Source organism: Halomonas sp. AOP7-B1-5 (genome assembly GCF_052353045.1).
Lineage (GTDB): Bacteria > Pseudomonadota > Gammaproteobacteria > Pseudomonadales > Halomonadaceae > Vreelandella > Vreelandella colorata.
In genome coordinates this window covers 1-16,019 of sequence record NZ_JBQTDC010000038.1, presented here as the reverse complement: position 1 = coordinate 16,019, position 16,019 = coordinate 1, and the positions used below count along the sequence as shown (strand labels likewise).

Below are 16,019 nucleotides of genomic sequence, written 5' to 3'. Positions count from 1 at the left end.
GACGACCGAACCACTAGCGAAGACGCATACCGCATGACGCTTCTTGCCCTGGGAATCAACCATCGTACTGCCAGCGTGGATGTACGCGAGCAGGTAGCCTTTACTCCGGCGCAGTTACAAAACGCGCTGGAGCAACTGCGTGGCTTGCCACAAATCAGTGAAGCCGCAGTGCTCTCAACGTGCAACCGCACTGAACTCTATTGTGTAACGGATGCTGCCGGTGAGCGAGCTGTTCTTGAATGGCTGAGCCGCTTTCACAATTTAAGTATTGATGAGCTGACACGCTGTGCATACCACTATCTAGACAACGACGCCGCGCGCCATTTAATGCGTGTGGCCGTTGGGCTTGATTCCATGGTGCTAGGCGAGCCGCAAATTCTCGGCCAGTTGAAAGACGCTTATCAGCAGGCTCGTGAAATGCAAGGGTTGGGCGGCGAGCTTGAGCGACTTTTTCAGCACACGTTTGCTGTTGCCAAACAGGTGCGCACGGAAACCGGAATCGGCAAAAATCCGGTATCTATAGCCTATGCCGCGGTAAGTATGGCCAGCCGGATTTTTGATGACTTCAGCCGTGCCCGGGCGTTATTGATCGGGGCTGGCGAAACTATTGAGCTGGTAGCCCGTCATCTACACGAAGCTGGCGTGCGCGAACTTACCGTGGCTAACCGGACGCGCGAGCGTGCCGAGCTGGTTTCCGCCAAGCTGGGCGGTAAGGCGATTACGCTGCCTGAAATTCCGGCCGCGCTGGAAGAGGCTGATATCGTTATTTCTTCCACCGCATCGCCCCTACCGATTCTGGGCAAGGGGATGGTGGAAAGCGCACTCAAAAAACGTCGCCATCGCCCGGTCTTTATGGTGGATATCGCCGTACCGCGCGATATCGAGCCCGAAGTAGGTGAGCTTGCTGATGTGTTTCTCTATACGGTCGATGATTTGGAAGAAGTCATCGAAGAAAACATGCGCTATCGTCAGGTCGCGGCTGATCAGGCAGAGTCGCTGATTGAGCATGGCGTCGGCAGTTGGCAGCATGAAAAACGCATTCGTAACGGTGGTGAACTGATTCGTGACTATCGCCAGCACGGCGAAAACCTGCGTGATCAGTCGCGTGACCAGGCGCTAGAGCGTCTGGCACGTGGCGAAGACCCGGCTAAAGTGATTGAGCGCCTGGCCCATCAATTGACCAACCGCTTAATGCACGCACCTACCCAGGCAATACGCGATGCGGCCTCACAAGAGCACCATGAACTGCTAGACGCCGCGCCGCGCCTGCTATTGCCTGTTAAACCTGCCTTTGAAAAAACCGCGCCCAAGGCTAACCGTCAGAAGGATAATACGCCCGCATGAAAGATACCTTGCGCCAACGTCTCGACAGCTTTACTGAACGTTTTGAAGAGCTGGCGATGCTGCTGTCTGAACCTGAGGTCATTAATAATCAGCAGCGCTTTCGCGATTATTCACGTGAGTACGCTGAGCTTGAAGAGCTTGTGGCGGCCTGGCAGCGCTATCGCAGTGTAGAAAACGATATCGAGGCGGCGGAGCAGTTAAGTCGGGATGATGATCCTGATATGCGCGAATTGGCTGAAATGGAAATTAGCGAAGGCCGCGAGCAGCTCGAGATGCTGGACGCTGAGCTAAAACGCTTGTTAGTGCCTAAAGACCCCGATGACGGCCGTGGCGTGTTTTTGGAAGTGCGCGCAGGCACCGGAGGCGATGAAGCGGCTATTTTTGCCGGTGACTTATTTCGTATGTACTCCCGCTACGCTGAAAAGCGCGGCTGGCGCGTGGAAATCGTCAGTGCTAACCACGGCGAGCATGGCGGCTATAAAGAGGTTATCTCCCGTGTGAAGGGCGATAGCGTTTACGCACGTCTGAAGTTTGAGTCGGGCGCGCATCGGGTGCAGCGCGTGCCGGCGACGGAGTCTCAGGGGCGTATTCATACCTCAGCGTGCACGGTGGCGGTGATGCCGGAAGTCGACGACGTCAGCGATATCGATATCAAATCATCGGATCTGCGCGTTGATACCTACCGCTCAAGCGGTGCCGGTGGTCAGCACGTTAACACCACCGATTCGGCCATCCGGATTACCCACTTGCCCACCGGCGTTGTGGTTGAGTGTCAGGAAGAGCGTAGCCAGCATAAAAACCGCGCGAAAGCCATGTCGCTGCTGGCTGCCAAGCTGAAACGCAATGCCGTTGACACCCAGCGCCAGGAGCAGGCCGATGCCCGCCGCTCGCTGGTGGGCTCGGGAGACCGCAGCGAACGTATCCGCACCTATAATTTCCCACAAGGGCGGATTACCGATCACCGCATCAACCTGACGCTTTATAAGCTCAATGAAGTGGTTAGCGGCGAGCAGTTAGATGACGTCATCGAGCCGTTGATTCATGAGTATCAAGCTGAACAGCTTTCGGCGCTTCAGGACGCGTAATGACCTTTGATGCGCTATTGCAGGCAGCGGCTATACGCTTGAAAGCCGCCGGGTCGACGTCCCCACGTCTGGATGCCGAAGTGCTGCTTGGGCATGTCATTGCGCGTGACCGCACATGGCTTTATACCTGGGGCGACCGTGACTGCCCATCCTGGGAGCATGCCCGCTTTGATGCCTTGGTGGCTGCGCGTGCTCAGGGCCAACCGGTGGCTTACCTAACCGGTGAGCGCGAGTTTTGGGGGCTGCGGTTAGCGACCTCGCCTGATACGCTAATCCCCCGGCCAGATACGGAAACACTGGTAGAAGCGGCGCTCAACCGCGTCACCTCGAAAACCGGGCGACTGCTGGACTTAGGCACCGGTACCGGCGCCATTGCGCTTACCTTTGCAAGTGAACAGCCAGAGTGGCAGGTGGTGGGCGTCGATCTTCGCCCTGAGGCCGTTGCCCTGGCCCAAACCAACGCTGCGCACTTGAATATTGCCAATGCGCAATTTATGCAGAGCGATTGGTTTAGCGTTTTTGAACAAGCCAGCGCTCCCGCTGAACGATTTGACCTGATTGTCAGCAATCCACCTTATATCGCGGCTGATGACCCGCACCTGCGCCTTGGCGATGTGCGCTTTGAGCCGATGAGTGCTTTAGTGGCCGATGCCGATGGCTTGGCGGATCTGGCGCATTTAATAGTCACGGCGCCGCAGTATTTGGCTCCCTCGGGCTGGCTATTATTGGAACATGGCTATCGTCAGGCGGCCGAAGTGCGCGCAGCGCTTAGCCAGGCGGGCTATCAAAACGTTGAAAGTGTGCGCGACCTGGGTGGGCATGAGCGGATTACGCTGGGAAAAATTTAACTCGGTTATTATTGTACAAAGCCGTTTCTGAAACGCCTTTACTAATCGCCTGATTCATCAGCAATGGATCCTGCCATGAAACCTAAAAATAGAACGCTGGATCGAATCGATCTTAAAATACTGCGCTGCCTGCAAGAGAATGCACGGATTTCCTATGTGGATCTGGCATCCGAGGTTGGGTTATCCACAACCCCTTGCCTGGAGCGTGTGAAACGGCTGGAGCGGGCGGGCGTTATTCGGGGCTACCAGGCAATTCTTGACCCGCAGGCGCTGAAAGCCAATTTGCTGGTCTTTGTGGAAATCAGTTTGGAAACTCAATCGCCCGCTGTGTTTGATGAATTTCGGCGTGCCGTGGAAAAACTGCCGCAAATTCAGGAGTGCCATTTGGTCTCCGGTCAGTTTGACTACATTCTGAAATGCCGCATTCCGGAAATGGCTGCTTATCGCCAGCTGTTGGGGGATGTAGTGCTGACTCTACCCGGCGTTAAAGAATCCAAGAGTTATGTGGTCATGGAAGAGGTTAAAGAAAGCTTTAGTCTGCATGTGCCTGACTTCGATGAATTTGAGGATAAATAACCCGATGATGGATGACCAGGCGCTGCTGCGCTATAGCCGCCAGATTATGCTTCCAGAAGTGGATATTGAAGGGCAGGAGCGCTTGCGTCGCGCCCATGCATTAATTATTGGAGCAGGTGGGCTAGGCTCCCCGGTAGCGCTTTATTTAGCCGCGGCAGGCGTTGGACAAATTACGATTGCCGATGCCGATACGGTCGAACTATCTAACCTGCAGCGCCAAATTGCCCATCAGCAGGCAAGCATTGGAGATAATAAAGCGGCTTCTGCCAAAGCGAGCATGCAGGCGCTTAACCCTGAATGCCATATTATGGCGATTGAAGAATACGCAGACGGTGATACGTTGGCGCAGCTAGTAGCTTCTGCCGATGTGGTCTTGGACTGTACCGACCGCTTTTCCAGCCGCTATGCGATTAATGCCGCCACGCAAAAAGCAGGGGTTCCGTTAGTCTCAGGCGCCGCCATCCGTTTTTCAGGGCAGCTAGCCGTATTCGACCCTCGTGACCCTGACAGCCCCTGCTATGCCTGCCTTTATCCGCCGGACGATATGGGGGACGAGGCGCTTAGCTGTGCTGAAAGTGGGGTGATGGCGCCGCTGGTTGGGTTGATCGGCTGCTTTCAGGCTGTGGAAGCTTTTAAGCTTCTTAGTGGAGCAGGGCAAACCCATCAGGGGCTTTCTACGTTTGACGGTCTGTGTGGTCAATGGCGGCACTTTAAGGTACCGCGTGACCCGGCGTGTTCTGTTTGTGCGCCTTAACGTAATGATCTACTTCCCACGTTAATGTTTTATTGGTTGCTATATCCTCCCTCTTAGAGCGTTCACTAAACGTTGTGGGCGCCTCTTCTTCATTAGCCATGATGTAGTATTCTGCTGGTAAGCTGTTCGCTTTGCTTGGCTATAAGGCGAAGCCTTTGTGTGCTCTACTTTTAACGGTGTAAACGGCAAGCAATAAGGAACGTCAGATGGCGAAATCGTTCGGCTCGAAAAGCTTAAAATTGGCGCAACGTGCACAGCGCAGACATAAAAAGATGTCAGCTAAACCTGCATTGCAGGTGCCTAAAGCATCAATGCTTCCATCCGAGCCAGCCAACGTACCCACAATGCCTCTGAGTGAAATTCTGCTAGCTGCCCGCCAGGCACTTGATGAAGCATTAAAAAACGAGCCGCCCGGCCAAACGTTACATGTGTTTATATCGCTGACCGATGGCGCTCAACGTGCAAGCGTTGTTAATGCAAGCGGGGACAAGCTGGAAGATATCTGGTTAGCCCTCACGCAGAAGTTACAGCATTACGCGGCAAACACCCAAAATGTGCGCTGGTTAAGAGTTGACTGGGCCAACCAACTTGAAGCGCATACCTGGCAGACGTTAGCGGTAGTGCTTAAGCAGTATAAGCGTAACTATTTTCGTAAAGGTATCGCTTTAGATCCGCAGGGCAATATCGCCTTCCTTGAGCAAGAGCTAAATGCAAACGCGATGCTCTATGCTGGTAGCCAGGTGGCCCATGCGCACGTCAACGAAAACAACTTTTCCCGCTATGCAAGAAAACGCTATGGAAAGAGCGTAGCGCTTGATTTTACGCCCGATCATCCCGTGTATACGTTCACTACGCAGGCACTATTTATAGAAGCAGGGAAAAAACCGTTGCGACTTTACGAGCATACGGGAGGAAAAGAGGGGCGCCACACCGGTCGGCGAATGATTGAGCCGTTGGACGCGCCGACAGCGCACACGCTAATCGACGATGCTAGCCAGTTTTTGGCTGCTCAAGTGCAAAGCGATGGGCAGTTCGTTTATGGCTTACATCCGTGTTTTGACCGTGAAATCAATACCTATAATACCCTGCGCCACACCAGCAGTATTTACAGCATGCTGGAAGCCTGGGAAGTTACGCGCAGCGAAACACTTAAAGGTGCCATTGATAAAGCGCTTAACTATTTGACCACGCAACTGCTGCGTACCTGGGAGCATAAAGGGGAAAGCGTTACTTATCTGGTCGAGGTCAATCATGAAATCAAGCTGGGCGGCAGCGGTGTCGCACTGCTGGCACTCAGCAAATACACCGAGTTAACCCAAGACAAGCGCTATTTACCTTTAATGGAACAGATAGCCCTCGGCATTCGCCAACTGCAAGATCCTGCCACCGGCGGTTTTACGCACGTGCTTAACGCAACCGACTTAAGCGTTAAAGATGCCTTCCGGATTATTTATTACGACGGTGAAGCCGCGTTTGGTTTAATGCGCTTATACGGTTTAACCAAGGATGATCGCTGGCTTGCGGTAGTGGAAAAAGCCTTTGAATACTTTATCGCTAAGCAGCACTGGAAGGCCCACGACCACTGGCTGAGTTACTGTGTTAATGAGCTGACGCTTTACCGGCCTGAAGAGCGTTATTATCGGTTTGGTATTCAAAACGTGGCCGGGTATCTGGCGTTTGTAGAAGAGCGGATTACCACCTTTCCCACTCTGCTTGAGCTCATGATGGCCGCGCATAAGATGATCACCCGCTTGCAGCAGCAGGCGGAGTATCGTCATCTGCTTGAGCTAATCAATCTAAAACGCTTCTATCACGCATTAGAAACCCGTGCGCACTATCTGCTTAACGGGCATTTTTGGCCTGAATACGCCATGTACTTTCAAAACCCCCAGCGTATCGTAGGCAGCTTTTTTATTCGCCATCACAGTTTTCGTGTACGCATTGATGATGTTGAACACTACTTGTCGGGCTTTGTGGCATTTTTGCAGCACTACCTGAATGCCGATAGTGTGCAGGCCCAATTGAAAGGCACTCCGGTGGAGAAGATGCGCCCTGAGCCGCGCTCTTTGACAGCCGGCAATATAGTCGCGCGCTGTTTTGTGAGTGCCGATAACTGGAAGGCAATAGATTTACAACAGGCTACGCCTGGGGAGTGGCTAAAGAGGCCATCATCAGTTAACTGGCGAGCTACGGGTCTAAGCTTTACCCAGCTTACTATGGCGCCTGGGCATATGACGGTGGTAAGAGCTGAGGAGGGTAAGCTGGGCGTACCTGCATTGCTGCTTGACCGGCTGCCTTACAAGCCCCAGCTTTTGTTGACCCAGTCGCCCTCTAATAAAGCACTGTTGGATGCGCACGGTGTGCCCGTTTATCAGGTGGCCGATCTCAATGAAGCGGTACTGGATCTGGGGCGCTACGCGCGCCGCCAGTTAACGGGCAAGGTGATTGGCGTGACCGGCAGCGCGGGTAAAACAAGCAGTATCAGCCTGTTGCAAGCGCTGCTTAGCCCATGGGGGCAGGTGGGTGCGACCACGCATAGTGCTAACCTGCCTCACGGTATCGCCTGGACCTTGGCCTCTGTACCCTGGCAGGCGCCTTTTCAGATCATCGAGATGGCCATTGGCCGTATGCGCCAGAACGCAGCGCTTACCCGCCCCGACGTCGCGGTCTTTCTGAACGCCGGGCCGAGCCATCTTGAGTATCACAAAACGGTGGAAAACGTGGCGATTCGCAAGAGCCGCATTTTTGAAGGCATGCAGCCTGGGGCGTACGCCATTATCAATCGGGATATGGACGCCTGGCCAACGGTTTCCGCCGCGGCAGAAAAATATGGACTCAACATACTTTCTTTTGGGCAGCATCCTGAGGCAAATATTCGCTGGCTGAATCCGGAGCAGAAAACCGCACTACAGATAGCGCTTGACGGCTCGCTTATCAAGGTTGGCTATAAGGGACAAGGCAGCCACTGGGTTATGAATGTGCTGGCAGCGTTGGGCGTTTTGAATGCCTTGGAACTGCCTGTGCAGGCGTCTTTGCCATTCATTGATCATGCCGTGATACCCGAAGGACGCGGGGGAGAGCGCTTGGTGAGCTGGCAAGCCGGTGAGATTACTGTGCTAAACGACGCTTATAATGCCAATCCGCTCTCCATGAGCGCCATGCTGGCGCGGGTAGCGGGTATTACATCGCCAGGTCATAAGCATCTGGTGCTTGCCGATATGCGAGAGCTTGGTCCGGACAGTGACCGCTATCATCAGGCGCTGGTCGAGCCCATCGTCGACAGCGGCGCACAGGCGGTATGGCTATTGGGCGAGCAGATGCATACGGTGGCTGAAGCGCTCAAACCGCATATCGAACGAGTTGCTCACTTTGCCGATATATCATCGCTTGAGACAGCGCTTAAGGCTGAGCTGCGAGCCGGTGATTGGATTGCCTTTAAAGGGTCTAACAAGTTTGGCTTGAGCCAGCTGGCCAAAGCGCTTGCAGAGTAATAGGCGCGCAAAAAAAGCCCGCTATGCAGCGGGCGTGACGTCACAGTCTTTTGCGTCAAAAGCACTTACTATCAATAAGAACAGGGGGAGGGTAGTGGTGCTCACTACCCGGTCTTAATGATTAGTTGCGAATCAGGTAATCAAACGCGCCAAGTGATGCTTTAGCACCTTCTCCCATGGCGATAATGATCTGCTTGTAAGGTACCGTGGTGACGTCGCCTGCGGCGAACACGCCGGGAACCGATGTCATGCCGTGGGCATCGACAATGATCTCTCCGCGCGGTGTCATTTCGATCGGCGAATCTTTCAGCCACTCGGTATTGGGTACCAAGCCAATCTGGACAAAGATCCCTTCCAGCACGATGTTTTTAGTCTCATCGGTGTTGCGATCTTTATAGGTCAAGCCGTTAACGCGGCTGCCATCACCCGTTACCTCGGTGGTTTGAGCATTCAGGATGACATCCACGTTGGGCAGGCTTTTAAGCTTTTTCTGGAGTACCGCATCGGCACGCATTTCACCCATAAATTCGACCAGGGTGACGTGATCTACGATACCGGCCAGGTCAATCGCTGCTTCAACGCCGGAGTTGCCACCACCGATAACCGCTACGCGCTTGCCTTTGAACAAGGGGCCATCACAGTGCGGGCAGTAAGCAACGCCCTTGTTACGATACTGCTGTTCACCGGGAACGTTCATTTCGCGCCAGCGTGCGCCGGTTGCGAGTACCAAGGTTTTGCTTTTAAGTTTGGCGCCCGACGCAAAGGTTACCTCGTGAAGCCCGCCTTCGGTGTCTGCTGCTTTAAAAGCGTTGGCTAGCTGTAGGTTCATCACGTCGACTTCGTACTCTTTGACGTGCTCTTCAAGCGCGCTAACCAGCTTCGGACCTTCGGTATGGGTTACCGAAATAAAGTTTTCGATACCCATGGTGTCGGCCACCTGACCGCCAAAGCGTTCTGCAGCAATGCCCGTGTTAATCCCTTTACGCGCCGAGTAAATGGCGGCCGCTGCGCCTGCCGGGCCACCGCCGATCACCAGCGTATCGAAAGCGGCTTTTTCGCTGAGCTTTTTCGCATCGCGCTCGGCAGCGCCGGTATCTACTTTGGCCAGGATTTGCTCAAGGGTCATGCGGCCCTGGTCAAACGGTTTGCCGTTTAAGTAAATGCTCGGCACCGACATGATTTCCCGCTCTTCCACTTCATCCTGGAAAAGCGCGCCATCGATCGCCACATGGCGAACGTTGGGGTTAAAGATCGCCATGAGGTTAAGCGCCTGAACCACATCGGGGCAGTTCTGGCAGGAAAGCGAGTAATAGGTCTCGAAAAGCATGTCGCCTTCGAGCGCCTTGATTTGGTTAAGCACCTCATCAGAGGTTTTCGGCGGATGACCACCGACCTGCAGCAGTGCTAGGACTAGCGAGGTAAACTCGTGTCCCATGGGGATGCCTGCAAACACCACACCGGTTTCTTCACCGGGCCGGTTAATCGCAAACGAAGGGGCACGACTATCCTGGCCGTCAGTTTTTAGCGTGATGTTGTCGCTTAGGCCGTTGATATCTTCTAACAAGCCCAGCAGTTCACGTGACTTGGCACCGTCATCGAGGGACGCAACGATCTCGAACGGTTGAGTCACTTTTTCTAAATAAGCTTTCAACTGGTTTTTTAAATTGGCGTCCAACATGACAGTGATTTCCTCGTAATCTGTAAAAATTGCTCTCAACCGACAGGCGCGTCTAACCTGCGTGTGTAAATACCACAGCGCCAAGGTATTCCAAAGGGAGAGCAGATAGCGTTTTTTTTAAACACCCGGGCAAGAACTACCCGGGTGTTGTACCGCCTTACTAACCAGCGCCAATGATTAGCAGCTGTTAAGCGTTAGCGGCAGTGTTCGCCGTTTAGATTTTGCCAACGAGGTCTAAAGACGGTGCGAGTGTTTCTTCACCTTCTTTCCATTTGGCCGGGCAAACTTCGTTGGGGTTTTCACGAACGTACTGAGCGGCTTTCACTTTGCGCAGCAGTTCTTCAGCGTTACGGCCGATGTTACCTGCATTGATTTCGACGATCTGAACTTTACCGTCCGGGTCTATAACGAAGGTGCCGCGCTCAGCAAGGCCAGCTTCTTCAATCAGCACTTCAAAGTTGCGTGAAATCTGAAGCGTCGGGTCAGCCAGCATCGGGTACTGCAGCTTGCCGATAGTTTCAGAGCTGTCGTGCCATGCTTTGTGCGTGAAGTGGGTATCGGTGGAAACGCTGTAAATTTCTACGCCCAGCTTTTTGAAAGCGTCGTAGTTATCGGCCAGATCGCCCAGCTCTGTGGGGCAAACAAACGTAAAGTCAGCGGGGTAGAAGAAGAAAATAGACCATTTACCCTTAAGATCAGCTTCGGTGACATCAATGAATTCGCCGTTAAGATAGGCAGTTGCTTTAAACGGTTTTACTTCGGTGTTGATCAAAGACATTCAGGTTATCTCCGGGTCTGTTGAGTGGGGGTGAAAAGATGTTGACCATAGTAGGCGCTTTCGACTAATAGCTAAAATTGGAAAATGCCATATGTTCGATAGGCTTCTACTATAATTGCGTCGGTCAGATCAATAGTTGCGCAGGTCAATCTCGCTGCGCTGTTCTTGAAGTGGGGGCAACGCCACTATAATGCAAGAATCTTTCACATTGACTTGCGATAGAGGTCGCTGCGTCGCAAAATTCGCACGTTCAGTAGAAAGGCCTACGCTAATGCGAGTGGCTTATGGCTGGCGTCAATCTAGATGATACTGTTTTTGAATAATGAGGAGCTGGATAATGGGGAACATTCACAAACTTTCTGGGGCCGTTGCGGCCGTTTCTTTTGCCGCAGCGGCGACATTCGCTCACGCCGATGAGGTGCGGGTTTATAACTGGTCAGATTATATTGCCCCTGAAACGCTTGCGAAATTTACTGAGCGCACGGGTATTGATGTTACCTATGATGTTTATGACAGCAACGAAACGCTCGACGCTGCTCTGTTAGCGGGTCGTTCGGGTTATGATGTGGTAGTGCCTTCAACGCACTTTTTTACCCGTCAACGCCAAGCCGGAGTGTACCAGGCGCTGGACAAAGAACAGCTGCCTAATCTGGAAAATCTGAATACCGAGTTAACCGATAATCTTGAAGCTATTGATCCCGATGGCGAATACTCCGTGCCTTATATGTGGGGTACCAACGGGTTTGGATATAACGTTGAGCGTATTCAAGAAATTCTTGGCGATGATGCACCGGTAGATAGTTGGGCAATGCTGTTTGATCCGGAAATCACCTCCGCCTTGAATGAAGCAGGCTGCGGTATTTCGATGCTGGATACCGGCGAAGAAATGATTCCTGCCGCGATGGCTTACCTGGGCTTGGACCCGCTTAGCCAAAAGACCGAAGACCTTGAAGCGGGTGGCGAGGTGATTGCGGCTATTCGTGATAATGTTACCTACTTCCACTCTTCACGCTACGTATCCGACCTTGCCAATGGCAATATCTGTGTCGCGGGCGGTTATTCTGGCGATGTTTTCCAGGCTGCTGAGCGGGCTGAAGAAGCGGGACGGGATTTTGAAATTGCCTACAGCATTCCCAAAGAAGGCGCTGCCTTGTGGTTTGACGTGATGGCTATCCCAGCCGATGCGCCCAACGTAGAGAACGCCCACGCCTTTATCAATTTTATTTTAGACCCCGAAATTGCCGCTGAAATTACGGACTTCGTAAGCTACGCCAATCCTAACGCAGCGGCTGATGCTTACCTGCCAGAAGAAATTCTGAATAACCCAGCGGTTTACCCGGAAACCGAGGTCATGAAGAACCTGTACGTGGCCATTGATATGCCGCAGCCGGTACAGCGCATTCGTACGCGTATCTGGAACCGTGTAAAGTCTGGCCGTTAATCAAACCTCATCCGACAGCGAGTCAGGCCTATGCGCCTGGCTCGCTGTTCATCTTTTAATGCCCGGCTTTCCGGGCCTTTTGATGGGAGTGGCGAATGGTCACTACGCCCCTATCGAACGAACCGTTAACGGATTCCTCGGTCGCTTCATCAGTACAGCGCTCTCAGGGGAAAACGCCACGGTTTGCAGAAGACATCGTGCTTGAGGTTAAGGGCTTATGTAAGCGCTTTGACGATGCCTTGGCGGTAGATAACGTAAATTTACAGGTAAAGCGCGGCGAAATTTTTGCGCTTTTAGGCGGGTCTGGATCGGGTAAGTCGACGCTTTTGCGTATGCTGGCTGGGTTTGAAACCCCCACGGAAGGAAGTATTTTGCTCGGCGGTAACGATATTACGGCGGTGCCGCCTTACAAGCGCCCGATTAATATGATGTTTCAGTCCTATGCGTTATTTCCACATATGACCGTGGCACAAAATATCGCATTCGGGTTAAAGCAGGACAAGCTTGCCAAAGCTGAGGTGGAAGCGCGCGTTGCTCAGATGCTGAAGCTGGTGCATATGGAGCGCTTTGCCAAACGCAAACCGCATCAGCTTTCAGGCGGCCAGCGCCAGCGGGTGGCGCTGGCGCGCTCCCTGGCCAAGCGCCCAAAACTGCTGCTGCTTGATGAGCCCATGGGCGCGTTGGATAAAAAGCTGCGTACCGAAATGCAGCTGGAAGTGGTCGAAATTATTGAGCAGGTAGGCGTGACCTGCATTATGGTGACCCACGATCAGGAAGAGGCCATGACCATGGCCGACCGCGTGGCCATTATGGCTGACGGTTGGATCGAGCAGGTCGGCTCGCCCGTGGATGTTTACGAAAGCCCGGCTAGCCGCATGGTGGCGGAATTCGTAGGGACCGTGAATCTGTTTGAAGGCGAGATTGTGGAAGACGCCGCCGATCATTGCCAGATTGTATCTCCTGATCTTGAACGCCCTATCTATATCGACCACGGGATTACTACCCAGGCGGTTGATCGGCGGGTATGGGCAGCGCTGCGGCCTGAAAAAATCTGGCTGACCCGGGAAAAACCCACGGGCGACTATAACTGGGCCGAAGGTAAAGTTGATGATATTGCCTACTTGGGCGGTTTTTCGCTTTACTACGTACGCACGACCAAAGGCCAGTTGATCAAGGTTAGTATGGCGAATACCGAACGGCGGGGTGATCGGCCAACCTGGGAAGACAGCGTGTATGTCTACTGGGAAGATCACAGTGCCATCGTGTTGAACCGCTGATGCTGCCTACTCTGGCTATTAGGAGATTGCTTTAGATGATGCCATCTCAGGTTGTCGCTCTGCTTAAGCGTTGCCAGCTAGGGCGCCGAGCGGTCATTGCCTTTCCGCTTGTATGGCTTTTGCTGTTCTTTTTGCTGCCTTTTGCTCTGGTATTGAAGATCAGCTTGTCCCAGGGAGCTGTGGCGATTCCCCCTTACGGGCCGCTGCTTGAATATGCCGACCAAACTCTGCATGTCTTTTTAAACCTGGGTAACTATCTTTTCCTGCTTTCCGATTCGCTTTATATAGCCGCGTATTGGGGATCGGTGAAAACGGCGTTTATCGCAACCGTTGCCTGTCTGCTGCTGGGCTACCCCATGGCCTATGCCATGGCGCGCGCGCCGGCACGCTGGCAGCTTATCCTGTTGCTTTTGGTGATGCTGCCTTCTTGGACATCTTTCCTGATCCGGGTCTACGCCTGGATGGGTATCTTGAGCAACAGCGGGTTAATCAATAATCTGCTGATAGGTCTTGGCCTGATTGACACGCCGCTACGTATGATGAATACGCAGTTTGCTGTCGTGATTGGCATTGTCTACGCCTATTTACCCTTTATGGTACTGCCCCTTTATGCTCACCTGACCCGGCTGGATAACTCGCTTCTGGAAGCGGCCTCTGACCTTGGGTCACGCAAGATCAACACGTTTATCAAGGTGACATTGCCCCTTTCAATGGGCGGCATTATCGCAGGCTCCATGCTGGTGTTTATTCCCGCGGTGGGGGAGTTTGTTATCCCTGAGCTGCTGGGTGGGCCGGATACGCTGATGATCGGCAAGGTATTGTGGGAAGAGTTTTTCCTTAACCGCGATTGGCCCGTGGCCTCGGCGCTGGCAATGGTCATGTTGCTAATGCTGCTTATACCGATTGTTTGGTTTCATCGTTATCAGTCTCGGGAGCTTGAAGAATGAGTACAGTCCGTCGGCGTCCGCATTTTTCAACGGTAATGCTGATAGTGGGCTTGCTGTTTCTTTACCTCCCAATGGCAGTGTTGGTGGTGTACTCCTTCAACTCCTCACGGCTGGTTACCGTATGGGCAGGATTTTCGACACAGTGGTACGGCGCACTGTTTCAGGATCAACAGATTCTTTCAGCGGTATGGACGAGCCTGAAAATCGCGTTTTTTGCCGCGAGCATGGCGGTGTGCTTAGGCACGGTGGCTGCTTTTGTCATGACCCGGTTTGGCCATTTTCGTGGTAAAACGGCGCTTTCCAGCATGGTGACCGCACCGTTGGTGATGCCTGAAGTGATCACCGGGCTGTCCCTGTTATTGCTGTTTGTCCAGATGGCACAGCTGACAGGCTGGCCCGCCGACCGCGGCGAGGGCACTATCTGGATTGCGCACACCACCTTCTGTAGTGCTTACGTTGCCGTGGTGGTCGCCGCGCGGCTGCGCGAATTGGATAGCTCCATTGAAGAAGCCGCGATGGACTTGGGCTCGCCGCCGTTAAAAACATTCTTTTTTGTAACACTGCCCATTATTGCACCTGCACTGGCGGCCGGCTGGTTGCTTGCCTTTACGCTGTCTCTGGATGACCTGGTAATTGCAAGTTTTGTCTCTGGGCCCGGTGCGAACACGCTGCCCATGGTCGTGTTTTCATCGGTGCGCATGGGCGTGTCGCCTAAAATTAACGCCCTGGCAACGCTGATTATCTTGACCGTATCGCTGGCCACGTTTGTGGCCTGGTACATGATGCGGCGTAACGAACGGCGCCAAATCATCCAGCGCCAAGAAGACGCCGCATAGCGCTAAAAAGCATTGTTTTTCAAAACAAGGCTATCAAAAATAGAGTCCTTAAAACACAGTCCTTAAAACAGTGCCCTTTAAACACAGGGTCATCAAAAAACATCGTCATCACGGCCGGTGAGCACTGCTTCAAGCTCACCAGTCATGGGTGAGATGATAATTTCCAGCTGAATGGGCGCACAGCATTGATGGCAGTCTTCCCAGGTGGCGTGGCTACCTTGGGATGTGTCGATGACAAAGGTCAAAGGGGCATCGCAATAGGGGCAGTGAAAATCGTGGTTCACTAAGGCGTCATCGTGCATAAGAAGCTACCTTTAACAGTTTGAAACTCGACGCTAGTGTAGCAGTCTGGTGCGAAGCCGGGCATCGTGGTGATGAATCAGGTAGGATGTAAACGGTTCTCCACGTACCGTTTTCCACGTGCTATTTCCAAGTGCTATTTTTTAAGTACTATTTTTTAAGTGCTATAGAGAGAAACGATGATGTTACGAAACATGGCAGTAGCGGCCGCTTTGGCCTTCCCGATGGTCGCCTTGGCAGAAACACCCAATGTTACGCCAGGCGAGTGGGAGTTCGTCAGCGTGACCAGTATCAGCGGCGATATGGATATTCCGGATCAAACGGAAACCGAGCGCCAGTGTATTACTCAGGACGACCTGGATGGCGCTGAGTTCGGCTTTATCGAGGAAGAAGAAGGCTGTGAGCTTCTTAACCAGGATATGAACGCCGATGGCCTTGCTTACAGCATGGTATGCCGTGCCGAAGGTGGTGAAGCCACTATCGACGGCGATATGCGCTTTATGGGTGAGCAAATCAACGGTAGCGTAGATATTCTGACGCAATCGCCCATGGGTGAGTTGACCATGAACACCACGATTGAAGGCGAGCGGGTAGGCGACTGCGAGTAATCTGTACGTACAAGTATTTTGCCTAACGAAAAGGGCGTCTCTTTAAGAGGCGCCCT

General features: G+C 53.1%; 14 protein-coding genes. 11 read left to right on the top strand and 3 right to left on the bottom strand.

The annotated features are described in order from the left end of the window. Positions 1-33: 33 nt before the first annotated feature. The 6 genes from hemA to ACT3XD_RS15925 all read left to right on the top strand — a co-directional run bounded on the left by hemA (position 34) and on the right by ACT3XD_RS15925 (position 8,098). Complete coding sequence (hemA, locus tag ACT3XD_RS15950) at positions 34-1,344, top strand: glutamyl-tRNA reductase (protein WP_192539039.1); 1,311 nt, start codon at positions 34-36, stop codon at positions 1,342-1,344. Further along, entirely contained in the window at positions 1,341-2,429 is a 1,089-nt protein-coding gene (gene prfA / locus ACT3XD_RS15945) for a peptide chain release factor 1 (RefSeq protein WP_192539038.1), read from the top strand. The genes hemA and prfA overlap by 4 nt, the downstream gene beginning before the upstream one ends. Further along, positions 2,429-3,277 (top strand): peptide chain release factor N(5)-glutamine methyltransferase, encoded by an 849-nt coding sequence (gene prmC, locus ACT3XD_RS15940; RefSeq protein ID WP_192539037.1) that lies wholly within the window; start codon positions 2,429-2,431, stop codon positions 3,275-3,277. Before prfA ends, prmC begins: the two co-directional genes overlap by 1 nt. Before the next feature lie 75 nt (positions 3,278-3,352). Beyond that, entirely contained in the window at positions 3,353-3,853 is a 501-nt protein-coding gene (locus ACT3XD_RS15935; RefSeq protein ID WP_018916723.1) for an Lrp/AsnC ligand binding domain-containing protein, read from the top strand. A gap of 4 nt (positions 3,854-3,857) precedes the next feature. Continuing rightward, the gene (locus ACT3XD_RS15930) at positions 3,858-4,607 is read left to right on the top strand and encodes a HesA/MoeB/ThiF family protein (protein WP_192539036.1); all 750 of its coding nucleotides are present in this window, start codon (positions 3,858-3,860) and stop codon (positions 4,605-4,607) included. Between the two features lie 311 nt (positions 4,608-4,918). After that, positions 4,919-8,098, top strand: coding sequence for a Mur ligase family protein (locus ACT3XD_RS15925; protein WP_192539035.1), 3,180 nt, complete (start codon positions 4,919-4,921; stop codon positions 8,096-8,098). Between the two features lie 121 nt (positions 8,099-8,219). On the opposite strand, the gene ahpF is transcribed toward ACT3XD_RS15925, so the two are convergent. Both ahpF and ahpC read right to left on the bottom strand, forming a co-directional pair. Beyond that, a complete protein-coding gene (ahpF, locus tag ACT3XD_RS15920) occupies positions 8,220-9,776 on the bottom strand; it encodes an alkyl hydroperoxide reductase subunit F (protein ID WP_192539034.1) in 1,557 nt (518 codons plus the stop codon). Between the two features lie 214 nt (positions 9,777-9,990). Next, on the bottom strand, positions 9,991-10,554 hold the full coding sequence (gene ahpC / locus ACT3XD_RS15915; protein ID WP_192539033.1) for an alkyl hydroperoxide reductase subunit C: 564 nt from the start codon (positions 10,552-10,554) through the stop codon (positions 9,991-9,993). 337 nt (positions 10,555-10,891) lie between these two features. On the opposite strand from ahpC, the gene ACT3XD_RS15910 reads away from it, so the two are divergent. The 4 genes from ACT3XD_RS15910 to ACT3XD_RS15895 all read left to right on the top strand — a co-directional run bounded on the left by ACT3XD_RS15910 (position 10,892) and on the right by ACT3XD_RS15895 (position 15,055). Continuing rightward, positions 10,892-11,995 (top strand): polyamine ABC transporter substrate-binding protein, encoded by a 1,104-nt coding sequence (locus tag ACT3XD_RS15910; protein ID WP_018916728.1) that lies wholly within the window; start codon positions 10,892-10,894, stop codon positions 11,993-11,995. Positions 11,996-12,090: 95 nt separating this feature from the next. After that, positions 12,091-13,272 (top strand): ABC transporter ATP-binding protein, encoded by a 1,182-nt coding sequence (locus ACT3XD_RS15905; RefSeq protein ID WP_192539032.1) that lies wholly within the window; start codon positions 12,091-12,093, stop codon positions 13,270-13,272. 35 nt (positions 13,273-13,307) lie between these two features. Continuing rightward, complete coding sequence (locus ACT3XD_RS15900) at positions 13,308-14,219, top strand: ABC transporter permease subunit (protein ID WP_018916730.1); 912 nt, start codon at positions 13,308-13,310, stop codon at positions 14,217-14,219. After that, positions 14,216-15,055: an ABC transporter permease subunit gene (locus tag ACT3XD_RS15895; protein ID WP_192539031.1), complete on the top strand. Its 840-nt coding sequence runs from the start codon at positions 14,216-14,218 to the stop codon at positions 15,053-15,055. The genes ACT3XD_RS15900 and ACT3XD_RS15895 overlap by 4 nt, the downstream gene beginning before the upstream one ends. A gap of 92 nt (positions 15,056-15,147) precedes the next feature. Here ACT3XD_RS15895 and ACT3XD_RS15890 read toward each other — a convergent pair whose 3' ends face one another. Beyond that, positions 15,148-15,357 carry a CPXCG motif-containing cysteine-rich protein gene (locus ACT3XD_RS15890; RefSeq protein WP_018916732.1) on the bottom strand — a complete coding sequence of 70 codons (210 nt, stop codon included), beginning with the start codon at positions 15,355-15,357 and terminating at the stop codon, positions 15,148-15,150. Between the two features lie 177 nt (positions 15,358-15,534). Between ACT3XD_RS15890 and ACT3XD_RS15885 the strand changes: the two genes are divergently transcribed. Then, positions 15,535-15,963, top strand: a complete 429-nt coding sequence (locus ACT3XD_RS15885) for a DUF3617 domain-containing protein (RefSeq protein WP_192539030.1) — start codon at positions 15,535-15,537, stop codon at positions 15,961-15,963. Positions 15,964-16,019 lie beyond the last annotated feature (56 nt).

Excerpts from the sequence above, each read along its gene's own strand:
- hemA (WP_192539039.1), top strand. The coding sequence starts at position 34 with ATGACGCTTCTTGCCCTGGGAATCAACCATCGTACTGCCAGCGTGGAT.
- prfA (WP_192539038.1), top strand. The coding sequence starts at position 1,341 with ATGAAAGATACCTTGCGCCAACGTCTCGACAGCTTTACTGAACGTTTT.
- prmC (WP_192539037.1), top strand. The coding sequence starts at position 2,429 with ATGACCTTTGATGCGCTATTGCAGGCAGCGGCTATACGCTTGAAAGCC.
- ACT3XD_RS15935 (WP_018916723.1), top strand. The coding sequence starts at position 3,353 with ATGAAACCTAAAAATAGAACGCTGGATCGAATCGATCTTAAAATACTG.
- ACT3XD_RS15930 (WP_192539036.1), top strand. The coding sequence starts at position 3,858 with ATGATGGATGACCAGGCGCTGCTGCGCTATAGCCGCCAGATTATGCTT.
- ACT3XD_RS15925 (WP_192539035.1), top strand. The coding sequence starts at position 4,919 with ATGCTTCCATCCGAGCCAGCCAACGTACCCACAATGCCTCTGAGTGAA.
- ahpF (WP_192539034.1), bottom strand. The coding sequence starts at position 9,776 with ATGTTGGACGCCAATTTAAAAAACCAGTTGAAAGCTTATTTAGAAAAA.
- ahpC (WP_192539033.1), bottom strand. The coding sequence starts at position 10,554 with ATGTCTTTGATCAACACCGAAGTAAAACCGTTTAAAGCAACTGCCTAT.
- ACT3XD_RS15910 (WP_018916728.1), top strand. The coding sequence starts at position 10,892 with ATGGGGAACATTCACAAACTTTCTGGGGCCGTTGCGGCCGTTTCTTTT.
- ACT3XD_RS15905 (WP_192539032.1), top strand. The coding sequence starts at position 12,091 with ATGGTCACTACGCCCCTATCGAACGAACCGTTAACGGATTCCTCGGTC.
- ACT3XD_RS15900 (WP_018916730.1), top strand. The coding sequence starts at position 13,308 with ATGATGCCATCTCAGGTTGTCGCTCTGCTTAAGCGTTGCCAGCTAGGG.
- ACT3XD_RS15895 (WP_192539031.1), top strand. The coding sequence starts at position 14,216 with ATGAGTACAGTCCGTCGGCGTCCGCATTTTTCAACGGTAATGCTGATA.
- ACT3XD_RS15890 (WP_018916732.1), bottom strand. The coding sequence starts at position 15,357 with ATGCACGATGACGCCTTAGTGAACCACGATTTTCACTGCCCCTATTGC.
- ACT3XD_RS15885 (WP_192539030.1), top strand. The coding sequence starts at position 15,535 with ATGATGTTACGAAACATGGCAGTAGCGGCCGCTTTGGCCTTCCCGATG.